The sequence below is a fragment of the Lysinibacillus sp. NPDC095746 genome (assembly GCF_044763535.1).
Taxonomy (GTDB): domain Bacteria; phylum Bacillota; class Bacilli; order Bacillales_A; family Planococcaceae; genus Lysinibacillus.
Window position 1 is genome coordinate 348407 of the sequence record NZ_JBIWGL010000001.1, and the last position, 13258, is coordinate 361664.

14 protein-coding genes and 1 pseudogene are annotated in these 13258 nt (G+C 33.9%); 5 read left to right on the forward strand and 10 right to left on the reverse strand.

Going from position 1 to position 13258, the window contains the following annotated elements; translation table 11 throughout:
- Positions 1-87: 87 nt before the first annotated feature.
- Positions 88-843, forward strand: a complete 756-nt coding sequence (locus ACIQ7N_RS01760) for a DUF2087 domain-containing protein (RefSeq protein ID WP_402929855.1) — start codon at positions 88-90, stop codon at positions 841-843.
- Positions 844-859: 16 nt separating this feature from the next.
- Positions 860-1201 (forward strand): GIY-YIG nuclease family protein, encoded by a 342-nt coding sequence (locus ACIQ7N_RS01765; RefSeq protein WP_132359337.1) that lies wholly within the window; start codon positions 860-862, stop codon positions 1199-1201.
- Between the two features lie 287 nt (positions 1202-1488).
- On the opposite strand, the gene ACIQ7N_RS01770 is transcribed toward ACIQ7N_RS01765, so the two are convergent.
- The 10 genes and pseudogenes from ACIQ7N_RS01770 to ACIQ7N_RS01815 form a co-directional block, all read right to left on the reverse strand.
- Positions 1489-1848, reverse strand: a complete 360-nt coding sequence (locus ACIQ7N_RS01770; protein ID WP_402929857.1) for an MmcQ/YjbR family DNA-binding protein — start codon at positions 1846-1848, stop codon at positions 1489-1491.
- 156 nt (positions 1849-2004) lie between these two features.
- Positions 2005-2820, reverse strand: a complete 816-nt coding sequence (locus ACIQ7N_RS01775) for a YitT family protein (RefSeq protein ID WP_248718424.1) — start codon at positions 2818-2820, stop codon at positions 2005-2007.
- Positions 2821-2940: 120 nt separating this feature from the next.
- Entirely contained in the window at positions 2941-4266 is a 1326-nt protein-coding gene (locus ACIQ7N_RS01780; RefSeq protein ID WP_402929936.1) for a M48 family metallopeptidase, read from the reverse strand.
- Positions 4267-4653: 387 nt separating this feature from the next.
- Entirely contained in the window at positions 4654-5763 is a 1110-nt protein-coding gene (locus ACIQ7N_RS01785; RefSeq protein ID WP_402929860.1) for a hypothetical protein, read from the reverse strand.
- Positions 5763-6242 carry an SRPBCC family protein gene (locus ACIQ7N_RS01790; RefSeq protein ID WP_402929861.1) on the reverse strand — a complete coding sequence of 160 codons (480 nt, stop codon included), beginning with the start codon at positions 6240-6242 and terminating at the stop codon, positions 5763-5765. Before ACIQ7N_RS01790 ends, ACIQ7N_RS01785 begins: the two co-directional genes overlap by 1 nt.
- 18 nt (positions 6243-6260) lie before the next feature.
- Positions 6261-7508, reverse strand: a complete 1248-nt coding sequence (locus ACIQ7N_RS01795; RefSeq protein ID WP_402929863.1) for an aspartate aminotransferase family protein — start codon at positions 7506-7508, stop codon at positions 6261-6263.
- 200 nt (positions 7509-7708) lie between these two features.
- Positions 7709-8725 (reverse strand): SDR family oxidoreductase, encoded by a 1017-nt coding sequence (locus ACIQ7N_RS01800; protein WP_274067336.1) that lies wholly within the window; start codon positions 8723-8725, stop codon positions 7709-7711.
- Between the two features lie 2 nt (positions 8726-8727).
- Positions 8728-8958: pseudogene (locus tag ACIQ7N_RS01805) on the reverse strand (DUF5367 domain-containing protein); the annotation flags it as partial.
- A 309-nt stretch (positions 8959-9267) separates the two neighbouring features.
- Positions 9268-9840, reverse strand: coding sequence for a TetR/AcrR family transcriptional regulator (locus tag ACIQ7N_RS01810; RefSeq protein WP_402929864.1), 573 nt, complete (start codon positions 9838-9840; stop codon positions 9268-9270).
- Positions 9841-9938: 98 nt separating this feature from the next.
- Positions 9939-10718 carry an SDR family NAD(P)-dependent oxidoreductase gene (locus ACIQ7N_RS01815; protein ID WP_402929866.1) on the reverse strand — a complete coding sequence of 260 codons (780 nt, stop codon included), beginning with the start codon at positions 10716-10718 and terminating at the stop codon, positions 9939-9941.
- Between the two features lie 380 nt (positions 10719-11098).
- Between ACIQ7N_RS01815 and ACIQ7N_RS01820 the strand changes: the two genes are divergently transcribed.
- From ACIQ7N_RS01820 to ACIQ7N_RS01830, 3 genes are read left to right on the forward strand one after another with little or no spacing between them, the layout of a single operon-like run.
- A complete protein-coding gene (locus ACIQ7N_RS01820) occupies positions 11099-11548 on the forward strand; it encodes a PTS sugar transporter subunit IIA (protein ID WP_402929868.1) in 450 nt (149 codons plus the stop codon).
- Positions 11549-11553: 5 nt separating this feature from the next.
- Positions 11554-11817, forward strand: a complete 264-nt coding sequence (locus ACIQ7N_RS01825) for a PTS sugar transporter subunit IIB (protein ID WP_402929870.1) — start codon at positions 11554-11556, stop codon at positions 11815-11817.
- A gap of 45 nt (positions 11818-11862) precedes the next feature.
- Positions 11863-13131, forward strand: coding sequence for a PTS ascorbate transporter subunit IIC (locus ACIQ7N_RS01830; protein WP_402929872.1), 1269 nt, complete (start codon positions 11863-11865; stop codon positions 13129-13131).
- The last annotated feature ends 127 nt before the right edge of the window (positions 13132-13258 follow it).

Sequence of the window (13258 nt, forward strand, 5' to 3'; positions counted from 1 at the left end):
TCATTGATTTTATTTAAACAATTTGTTATTTTAATAATATATAAGCAAACAAAATAAATAATCGTTTGTTTTACAGGAGGATTTTCGATGGATGTAAATGAATTATTTTGGCAAGCTTCGATCCATGACATAAAAAAAGGCTACCATGATGAAGCAACACACTTCACTTGTTTGCTTTGCGGGGAAAAGATTGAAAAGGGTATTATTTATCCACATGAAGGCGTTCTCTACGAGGCGGAAAAATTTATGCAACATCATATTACTGCTACACATCAATCCGTATTTCATTATTTAAATGGCCTTAATAAAAAAATGACAGGACTAACTGATCATCAAAGTCATATTTTACGCTTATTTTATGAAGGAAAAACCGATCAAGACATTAAAGAAGAATTGGAGATTGGTAGTGCAGCCACAATACGTCATCATCGCTTTACCCTTAAAGAAAAGGAACGTCAAGCAAAAACCTTTCTTGCAATGATGGAACTATTAAAAGAACAGAATGAAAAGGAAGACAGCTTTGTACCTATTCACAAAACGGCTACGATGGTCGACGATCGCTATAATATTACGATTTCTGAAGAACAACAATTACTCGAAAAGTACTTTCCAAACGGTATTGGCAAAGAGCTTGTCCGCTTCCCAAAACGTGAAAAACATAAAATTGTCATACTTCGTGCAATCACAAAGCTTTTCGATGTAACAAAACAGTATTCAGAAAAAGAATTAAACGCAATAATTCAACCAATATATGAGGACTATGTACAAATACGTCGCTATTTAATCGAATACGGCTTCATGGATCGACAAGAGGATGGCAGTGCTTACTGGATAAAAAAATAAGAAGGCAGGGTTTCCAATGGACCATAAAAAAGAATTAAAGGAAATGTATAAAGAAATAAAAATCGAAGCTGGTGTTTTCACGATGACCAATCAACAAAATGGTAAAGTGTTTGTTGGCAGCTTCAATAATTTAAAACGCTTAAACGGCTTTCAATTTATGTTAAAAACGAATACACATACTAATAAAGAACTACAAGCGGATTTTAACACATTCGGCCATGATGCTTTTGATATTGAAGTTGTGGAATATTTGAAGAAAAAAGAACAAGGCTATTTCGATCCAAAAAAAGAGCTAGAAAAGCTGGAACAAAAATGGCTCGACAAACTTCAGCCATTTGGTGAACGTGGATATAATTAAATAACAAAAAAAGAATCTGTTTTCTACGAGACTAAGCTTGAGAAACTTGCAGATTCTTTTTTGATTTCATATATTGTGTATCGCACGGGGGATTCGCTCCTTCCGGGGAAAATTCCTTTTCACTGGTAAAGTAAATATCAGTTGGATCTGATCAGTTCTTTGGCTGATCCGAGCACTTTTCACTTGCACCCGATCAGTTTAATGAGTGATGTTCTTTGCATCTAAGTATTTACTCGTCGGCTTGCCCCCACTTCTTTGCGTGCGGGAATCCTACTTGCTCTCTCACTTCATTTCTGAATTTCCTGCTGAGCTTTTTTTGTTAGCTTTCCGAAAACTAGCTCATACGAATGGTTAATTAAATTTTCAACTAAATCAATAGGTACTTCATCTACATCCATATAGATTGAATTCCAATGTGTTTTATTCATGTAATAACCTGGAATAATACCTTCATAGGCTTCTCTTAACTCTTCAGCTCGATTAGGTTCACATTTTAAAGTAAGTACGGGTCTTCCGGTACTATCTCCACCCATCATGCCATACATTTTACCCCCAATTTGATAACGATCCGCCTGCCATTCTTCTTTGTAATCATGCGTTGTTCCACGAAGTTTTAGGCAATATTCATGAATTGTTTCTTTGTTCATTATTTAACCCCATTTCGTTTCAAAATAATAAAGAAACACACGTTCGATCATTTTCATTATAATCAATAACGTGTGTAGAGGAAATAATTATTTTTTTGTTCGAGCAAATCTACGGTCACACGATTTAATTTTTAAAGTGTTATGACAGGACGCTTTTTACTTTATGCCTCTATCAAACACACCGATGACCTCGGTAGTTTGTAATATATTAACAAAAGCTTTAGCATCTGCATTTTTGATTAAACGTTTAACATCGGCAAGCTGATAGCGTGTAATGACGGTAATTAAAACTTTGCGCCCTTCGCCTGAATAAGCACCTTTCGCATCCATAATCGTTACACCTCTATGAAGCTTTTCTAGTAGCTGCTGTTTTACTTCCTCGCCCTTACTCGTAATAATCATCAGTGTCAATTTAATATGGCTCGTATGAATAGTGTCGACAACCTTCCCTGTAGCATAAATTGAAACGAGTGTCAGTAATGCCGCATCCCAGCTAAAGACGAACCCAGAGATAGCTACAACGATACCATTCATCGCAGAGATTAATGTACCGAGTGGAAAATCTCGCTTACGGCTTAGCAGCATCGCTATAATATCAAAACCACCAGAAGAACCTGCCGCACGGAAAATCAAGCCCAACCCTAAGCCCACAATAACACCACCAAATAATGACGCAAGAATTGGATCTTGTGTAGCTTTATAAACCGGAATAATATACAAGCTTATCGACAAGACAACTACAGAAAGAATGGTATATCCAATAAACCGTTTCCCTAGCTTCAAGACACCTATAATTAGCAATGGTAAATTCAATAGTAAATTTAAAACCCCTGTATTCAAGGGTGTAATAATACCAAGCATGATAGCAATCCCACTTAATCCCCCACTTAAAATCTCATGTGGAATTAACAGAAGATTGTAGGCAAGGGCGACTAATATCGATGAAAGTGTAATAATGACAATATTTCGCATAATGAATCCCCTATCATAACGAACGAGTTTTGTACTTCTTTTCATTAGAATACCCAATTTATTCGTTCAAAAAACCTTGAGTAGGGCACTATTGCAGTTAAAACAACGACATTTGTTTCTTTATTTCTTCTGCTGTTCTTTTTTCTGCTCCTCTTTTATCGGTACTTCTTTTAACGGCTCTTCTTTATTCTCTTCAGCCTTCTCCGCTACCTTATAAATACGTTCAAGCATAGGCGGATGTGTATAACGGAACCACTTTACGAGTAACTGTGGATTTACCTCACTTAAACCAGATATCGTTAGCTTCTGGAATGCAGTAATTGCGGACTCTCGATCGCCCGTTAGTGAAATCGCATATTGATCAGCTCTATTTTCCTGATACCGCGAAATATAATTCGACAGAGGGCTCGAAGCAAATAATAAGACAGATGTTAGGAGTAAGAACAATGGATAAGAGCTTATATCCCCGATTTTTTTAATTTTTAATACCTGCCCGTAACGTCCAATGAACCATCTCAAACATTTCGCTGTTAGCCATAAGCCTAGCAATGATAACAGAAGATACCCAGCAATCCCAAAATAAATATGCTTCTCAACATAGTGTCCCATTTCATGTGCCATGATAAATAATATTTCATTATCCGTTAAACGATTTAAGGTTGTATCCCATAGTACAATTCTTGAATTACTGCCAATACCCGTTACATAGGCATTTAAAGCATTTGTTTTTTCTGCCATGTTGACTTCATAGACGTGCTCTGCTGGTATATTAGCCTGTGCAGCTATAGACAAAATTTTCTCTTCTAGCTCCTTATTTTTTAACGGATAAAAATCATTATATAAAGGATCGATGACTACAGGTTGAATGAACATCACGAATATTGTAAATGGAATCGTTAGAAGCCATGCATATAACCACCATCTTTTGGCACTTTTTTTGATGAGCCAATAAAGGACAGATACGATAATTAAACTCATGCCAAAGTTAACCCAAAAATCAATAATGCCGTCTCGCATCCATGAAGAAAAACCTTGTGTACTAATTCCGTAAGTTTTGCTTAAATTGTAACGATAATAATCGAGTGGGAATAGTACAACATATAGTAAAAATGATAATAAGAATAAGTAGCTTGCATTTTGTAACAGCTTCCATTTTGTTTGTGACGTCGCCACCTTTTCAAAGTAACGTGATACGCCCATAGTTAAAATTATGAAATAAATTAACCATTCCAAAGGTGTAGCAACAAAGAATAGGAAGTTCCGTATTTTAGAATATTCACCGCTTAAGTATAGTTCTTTTTCGGACATAAACATCACTGGATCTGCAGCTGTCCCTTGCATCGCACGGGGTATTGTACCACCACCGCTATGGAATATATACCAATACATACACAGCACATAAACACCGAATAAAAGTAGCGCGACAATTCCCATTTTTTTCGCTATGTCATTTCCTCCCTTGCTCAACACTAAGTTCGTCCTATAGTAAGTGTAAGCTAAAATGAAAAAGTTAGAACAATTTTTTCTTTGTTTTTATTTACCTTCTATTCTACTTCACACCAAAAAGAAAATTCGCTCTACTTCTCCAAACGCGTAACAAGCCTGTAGATGATATTGCACCACGGTCTGTTCGCTATTCCAAGAAGTATCGCGAATTTTTAAAAGTATTTTTCATTACTTATCCCAATCAATTATACTTCAGCATAATTGCCTCTGGAAGCTTACCTGCTTTCAGCGGGTGATTAGACACCCGCTGAAAAGGTAATTCCGAACATGCCATTCTTTTTCTATAACAGCGGTCTTTAATGCATCATTCTCTTTCGTTGATTCGATTTAGCTTAGAACACGTTCTGGAGAATACTTCAAAAAGTTATCCATTATTTGATAAGATTCTTGTTTTGCTGGTGGATGGAAATGAAGTAACTGACAAACCAATAATTGATAAGATATCTCTTTATTTGTAAGAAATTGCATTCCACCTAAAAGTTTTGTTGCATCAGAAGCAACACTCTTAATAATATCTTCTATACTTTTACGCACAAAAATTACTTCAGGTAGTATATTTTCAGAATAATTCAAGCTAAACTTGTGTGCTAAACCTTCAATAGCATTCATCGCTGTCTCTATTAATGAAACCATGCTCCTTACTTCAAAAGTAGGCAAATTCCCCTGTGAAATTACTTTCTCAATCAAAGAAGAACAAACGCCAATATATGATGTAGAAACTATTAATTCAAACCATATTAAGCCATTCACAATTGAAGGATGTAATTCTTTCTCATTTCCTGCAACAAACATTGAATCTTTAGGTACTTTTACATCTTTTAATACGATCTCTTCTGTTTCGCTCCCCTTTAATATCCAATGTTTCCAAAACTCTCTCACTTCAATTCCCTGACTATTTTTAGGAATTGTGAAAATACCAAGTCTTCCATCCGGTAGTTTTACACTGCCTGTTAAAATATCCATAGATTTGGATAAAGTACAAGGCTTTTTTGTACCATTAATAATAAAATAATCTCCTTTGTCTTCAGCACTTACTGAAGGCGAAAAAGTATTATTTGAATTTCCTTCCGCAAAACAGGAAGATAATAAGAATTTTTCTTCAACTATTAATTTTAATACAGTATCTAAGTGCCCATTAGATTGAACAATTTCAACTAAAGATGCAACTGAAAAATGATGCATCGTAAATGCTATTGCTAATGATGGAGATCTAGTTGCTATTGCTCTTTGAATAGATAGACTTTCAATAATATTTGCTCCAATACCACCAAATTCTTTTGGAATCAATAAAGAAGTACCATTTATATTTCTAAATTTATTTATGAGAATTTTAGTTTCTTCTTCCCGTTCTTCAAAAGAGAAAGAGGTTAAAAAATCATCAAAACCTGGGAAATATTTTTCTAATACCGCTCGTTCTTTAGCTAGAAATTGTGTCATTAAATCTCCTCCTTTAAGGCTAGTGTCCGTATATTAATGTCTATAAATTGGACATCGGAAAAGAGGCCTTTTAATATTTCTTGTATTGTATGTGCAAGAATATCACCCGCAATTGGATCTAGAATATCTTCTAATAAAGACATGCCCAAATCATATTCTGCTTCAAATGTTAATATTGAATCATTTTGTTCCTGTCTCACACTCCAATTTCCAATAAATTTATCTATATCACCTTCAAACTTTTCAAAATTAATACTCAATGCCGCCCTATCAAAAGAATCTTTTTCTTTCCAGCAAAGAACTCCATTTTCAAAATCTACTTCCCACTTCGATATACTTGAATTATCGTTTATTACTTCTACAGATATATCTCGTATCACATCGATGAAGTTAGAATATTTACTGAAATCAGATATTTTAAGATATATTTCTAGTGCTTTCGTACCCGGTATACAAGATGTTATAATAATTTTTCCCATACTATCCCCCTAGTATCATTATATTTTCACACTGATATTTGCTATTTGATTTATTACATCTTTAATAGAATTTTCAATATATTCTATCTGTTGATCCTCTAAAATCGCAGGAGGTGTAATTCGGACTACTTTATTAGAATTTAGAGAAGTAGACACAATAATCTTTTTCTTCAAAAGACCCATCATAAATCTCCCTGATAGTCCACTATTTTCAAATTCAAATCCCCACAATAAACCTCTTCCGCGTATATCAGCAAGCCCAACTTTATTCTCTTTTAGAATTTCTCCAAAGAATTTTTGGAATCTTTCTCCTATTTTTTTTGATTTTAAAATAAGTTCCTCTTCTTGAATTACGCGAATCGTTTCTTGTACTGCCACCATTGCTAGAGGATTTCCCGAGTATGTTGAGGTATGTAGCAAAGGATTTTTATTCAACGGCTCAAATACTCTTTCATTTGCCAATACAGCAGAAACAGGTATAACTCCACCGCTTAATATTTTTCCAGTTAACAACATATCAGGAACTATTCCCTCTTGATTTATTCCCCACCAGTCGCCTAATCTACCTAGGCCAGTTTGTATTTCATCAATTATTAATAATGCTTCATATTTATCACATAATTCTCTAACACCATGAAAGTAACCTTGGGGCGGTATATTTACTCCACCTTCTCCTTGAATAGGTTCTAATATTACAACTGCATTTGCCTGATGGTTTCTTAATGTTTTTTCGAGTTCTATCAGCGATCCATATGAAACATGGTAAACATCTGGTAAAAGTGGTTTAAAGGGTTCTTGAAACTCCCTTCTACCAGTCGCACTAAGAGCTCCAAGTGTTTTCCCATGAAAACCTTGTTTTGTAGAGATAATCGTACTACGATTATTTAGTCTTGCTATTTTTAATCCAGCTTCAACTGCTTCTGTTCCTGAGTTTAAAAAAAGTACGTAATCTAAACCCTCGGGAGTAATTTCTACCAATGACTTAGCGGCTTTACCCATTTCTGGATTTATTAATAGTTTATTTGATAGCGCAGCCTTATCTAGTTGTTGCTTTATTCTATCAATAATACGGGGGTGAGAATGACCTAATAAGAATACTCCATATCCACCACAATCTAAGTACTTCTCTCCAGCCTCATCATACACATAACATCCATTAGATGTAACTTGGAGTGGTACTTGCATTAGTTCAGTCAGTTTTGCAAAACCACTATTTACATGATCTCGATACATATTTACTACAGCTTTTCTCTCAATTTTGCCCATTAGATCTTCCCTCTATATATATTTATTGTATAATCGATTTGATCCGTTTTTAAGTTATATGAAATTCATAGAATACTTCATATTGATGTTAAAAGAAATTATTATTATCCTTCTTCATAGGTCCAATCGGTAACATTCCTTCATCATTCAAAAGGACTTTTTCATTAGAGTCTCTGAATATCCTACTAACATAAAAATTTTTATACAGTAGCTTTTAGTGATTCATTTTCTACAAGATACTTCACATTATTATATATAACCTCCTTTATATCGCGATGTTCTTCCATTCCAAAGGTATTACACAGGGATTCCATGGAACTAGGTAAACAACCACTAATATTTATATACTTAAACATATACAAAGCGACTTTTATTTCTCTCCGATATTGTATAGGTAATTTTGGTAGAAATACTGGTTTTATTAATCGATCAAACATCTCGCCCGATACTATTTTTGGTATAGAAAGCGACTGACCTGTAATCTTAATACCAGAATGTATAATATTATGGATTACCTCCTCTAAATTCGGTGCATTATTTCCTAATGTTACAAAAAATTCTCCTCCAGCTTTATTACTCCTTATTAAATGAGAAATAACATTAGCGACATAGTCTTGTGACACTATATCTATTTTCGCCTCAGCATCTCCGGGTATAATAGGTATTCGATTTTGTAATAATAATTTGGTAATATAATGAAAACCTTGTTCATTAGCAATTTCTCCTGTTTTTGAATCGCCTAAAATAATTGAAGGTCGGATGACCGTTATAGGAATATCGCTATCACAAAGATATTTTTCTGCTTCTATTTTAGAAGTCTCATAACCATTACCCGTAGTAATGTATGAATCCTCTTGATTGAAATTATGAACATATGCTGTGCTCACATGATACAATGGCACATTTGCATCTTTTGCTAGTTTTAAAACATTCAGAGTCCCTGTTACATTTGTAGTACTAATTTTTTCGTATGACATATTAAAATTTGTCAATGCTGCCATATGAACGATTAAATCTATATTTTCGCATAGCTCAATATAATCGTTATCATTTAAACCTAACTGAGGAAAACGTATATCACCTATTATCGTTTTAACATTATCTTTTTTTAGTGGCGTACTGTGGACTAAACAATATAAATTAAAATCATGTAGTTTCTCAATTACAGAGGTTCCAAGTACTCCACTCCCCCCAGTAATAAATATATTTTTATACAAAACTATCCCTCCAATTTCTTTGTATTAAAAAATCCAGTTAAGAGAATCAATGAGTATGCCCACATTAACCATGAAGCGAAAAATCTATCTGTATCGACTGACAAATTTACAAAAACTTGATCAAAGTAGATTAATACAATAGCGTCAATTAACATTCCCGGAAGAGCTATACACACTGCAGCTTTCATTCTTTCACTATTCTTTTGAATTTTTTTAAATTTATAAATAGGGAATGTAAGAACTTTTAGCGCGCTGGATTACTAAAAAAACAATCTTTTCATGAGAGAACAATTCAGTCGGTTTAACTTTGCGCTCGATAATGAGTGTATTCATCACACAAAGTTAAACCGTTTTTAATTTTTCAGATTAAATCACATTTATTATTATCTAAGTCAGTTAACTAATACAAATTATAACAATTTATGGAATAAATGAAAATATTTATTTAAACTATTATTAAATTTATTCTGCCTCTAAACAAATTACAAATTTTTATGATAGATCGTTTGTTGTATTCTCATTTTTTATTAGTGATTGTAGATTTACTCTTCCAATTGTTGAATCGTGATGAGTATCTTTTCTAGCTCTTTATAAAAAGTATCTATTGGAAAATCCTCACATGTAATTAACTGTATTGCTATGCCATCAATCAATGCATTAAAAAAAATACTCCATGTCGTTAACGATACCCCATCAATTGGTGAAGCTCTCCATAATTTTTTTATACCAAATAGCAAACTATCATTTTCATTCATTAAAACTTGGCCAAGTTGCTCTTTTATTAACGGGTTATTAAATCCAAGAACAATCAATGAAATTAACAATTTATGATAGAAAGCATCGTTTTTAAAACGACTTTTTATAATTTCAAGAGCAGCGCTAATTGTAAATTGATCATTCTCAAATAATTTTCCCCAAGAATCTTCACAAATATATTTAATTATTTCTAAAAGTATTTGTTCTTTCGTTTTGAAATGGTAATAAATAGTCCCCTGTGTTACATCAGCATATGTAGCAACCAATTTCAACGTAAAATTTGCAGTTCCGTTATCTACTAAACATTGCATTGCTGCCTGTATTAATTCCTGCTTTGATTTTCCAATAGGTTTCGCCAAAAGAATACCTCCGATTCTGTTTAAAATTAGTAAAAGAGTCAGTTAGTTAAATAACTAATTTTATTGTGATAAAACATTTAGATTTTTCAAATACCACCTTATTTACTTAGCATCAATTTACCAATTAAAAATTGAACTAAATATCTTGGTAAGAATCTCATACTTATTATAGCGACTTTGTAACGCTTACCAGGTATATTTGTAATTTTTTTCTTTTTTAATGAATTATAAGCCATTTCAGCTACCTTTTCTGGTCTAGTACCAACCATGCTTGCAATTTGATCCAATTGATTCATATTATTATTTTTTGAAAAATTTGTTTTAGTAGGTCCAGGACAAACAACTGTTACAGCAAAATCTCCTTTGTTCTGAAGTTCTATATTTAATGCTTCTGAAAAAGACAATACATAAGCTTTAGTTGCTCCATATACAACCATACTTGGCGTAGCAATAAAAGATGAAATAGAGGCAATATTCATTATACGACCATAACCACTTTTTAGCATATCCTGTATACATAAATGAGTAAGTTCAGTTAAAGTCATAATATTCAACTGAATCATGCGTAGCTGTTCTTGCTCTGATAGTTGATGAAAATATCCTTGCAATCCCATCCCAGCATTATTAACAAGTATATCTATGTGTTCTCCCTTTAATCTTATTTCATCATAGATTTCCTTAGCTGCGCCAATTTTTGATAAATCTTTCTCTATTATAATTACTTCTGTTAGCGGACTCAGAATTTGGGAAACCTCGACTAATTTCTTTTGGTTACGAGCAATCAAAATAAGTCTATCTCCATTTGTAGCAAATATTTTTGCTAGTTCCAATCCTATCCCTTCACTAGCACCTGTCAATAAAACAGTCTTCTTTTTCATATAATACTCCTCTCATTTAAAATAGAAATTTATTACATATAAGTATATAGCATACCAGAAAGAAGTAAATACATTTCCTTATTTTCCATGTATATACTATTCCCTAAGATGCTTTTGCACCTCTTAATTTCAATTACATTTCGTTACTCTCAAAGGCCAATATTTTTTCATCACTACTCCCAAAATCGACAATTTTTATTATTTCAATAATTATTGCCATGGGTTGAGTATTAGTGACATCTAGTATACTGTCATGGTTGCTCCTTTTACACTTATCGATTTAGCCAAACAAAAAATATATCCTTTAATGACATAATTCCATAATCAACATTAATAACATGGAATGGGGAATGTTTATCCCTATGAAAGGAGGGTTGTACTTGTTAACTGAGTTACTGACAAAAGATACTATACAACTCGCAAATTTTGTAAATACTTGGCAGGAAGCGATTCATTTAGCGGCAAGTCCACTACTAAAACACAATAAAATCGAAGAACGCTATATCGAATCAATGATTCATTCCATTGAAAAACACGGACCTTATGTAGTCATTACACCAAAGGTAGCAATTCCTCATGCGCGGCACACAGAAGGCGTTAATGAGCTAGCCATGAGCTTATTAAGCTTACAAAAACCTGTGTTGTTTGGACCAGAAAAGCCTGTTTTCTTAATTATTGTCTTGGCGGCAACTGATCATGTGTCGCATCTGCAAGCATTAGTTGATATAACAAAGATTTTGCAAGAACCCAATCAAATAGACAGCATTATTGCTTGCCAGCATAAAGACGATATTATCAAAGAAATTCAACAAATTGTGGCAAAGGAGTAATCTTGATGAAGATTTTAGTAGTGTGCGGGAATGGCTTAGGCAGTAGTTTTATTATGGAATTGAATGTAAAAAAAGCGTTAGCTGAACTTGGAAAAGTTGCAGAAGTAACTCATACAGATTTAGCATCTGCCAAGGCCGAGAAAGCGGATATTTATATTGGCGCAGAAGATATTGTTCATCAATTAGGCGAAGAGAGTGGTCATATCGTTAGTATTGTTAATATGATGAGTATTTCTGAAATTAAATTAAAGCTTAAATCTCTGTTATAAAGGAATTTGAACTTAATTAAAAAATGGATAGGATGAGGTGTTAATATGTTAGATGTTATTATGAATGACATTTTAGGAACACCAGCTATATTAGTCGGCCTATTCGCTTTTGTCGGTTTATTAATCCAAAAAAAATCAACTTCAACAGTACTTTCTGGGACGTTAAAAACGATTATGGGTTTTGTGATACTTGGCGCAGGTGCAAGCGTTTTAATTGGTTCCTTAAATCATTTTAGTAAAATGTTTGATCATGCATTTCATATCCAAGGGGTTATCCCAAACAATGAAGCGATTGTAGCAGCCGCTCAAACTAGTTTCGGAACATCTACTGCTATGATTATGGTTTTCGGTATGATTATGAACATATTATTTGCACGATTTACGCCTTTTAAATATATATTTTTAACTGGTCATCATACATTGTTTATGGCGTGTTTAATCGCAGCATCACTGTCAGTCGGCGGTATGAGTGGTACACCTCTTATCATCGTTGGCTCTATTATACTAGGTCTTTGTATGGTCATATTCCCTGCCATGTTACAACCAACTGTTCGTCAAATAACTGGCAGTGATGATTTTGCTGTTGGCCATTTTGGCAGTGTTGGTTATTATGTCTCTGCTAAAATTGGGAAGCTGCTTGGAAACAAAGCCAAATCAACAGAAGACATAAAAGTCCCTAAATCTCTAGGTTTTTTAAAAGATACATCTGTAGCTGTGTCCTTAACTATGAGTCTATTTTTTATTATCATTGCTCTATTCGCAGGTTCATCCTATATTGAGACACAATTATCTGGCGGTTCGAATTTTATCGTCTTTGCCATTATTCAAGCTATTACTTTTGCCGCTGGTGTCTATATCATTTTGGCTGGCGTGCGAATGCTAATTTCCGAGATTGTTCCTGCCTTTAAAGGGATTGCAGATAAACTTGTGCCAAACACAAAGCCCGCATTAGACTGCCCTACAATTTTTCCGTTCGCACCGAATGCAGTTATTATCGGCTTCTTGTTTAGTTTTGTAGCAGGTTTAGTGTCCATGTTTATACTCCCTCTCATAGGGCTAAAAGTAATTGTACCTGGGCTAGTGCCACATTTTTTCACGGGTGCTACTGCAGGAGTATTTGGAAATGCAACTGGTGGTAGACGCGGTGCTATCGTAGGAGCATTTGCCAACGGATTAATGATTAGCTTTATCCCTGCGCTTCTCCTGATCTTTATGGGTGATATTGGCTATGAAGGAACTACATTTGGTGATTCAGACTTCGGTATTGTAGGGATCATACTAATAAATATAGTAAAGTTATTTGGTGCAGTTTAATTCATTCGTATGTCTCGCAAACTCTTTAGATGTTTGCGAGGCTTTTTATTTGCTAAGAAAAGGGGTTGTTTTTCAAAATATACAAAAATTTCACATTAATCCCCGACCTTTTTCACTATATAAATAG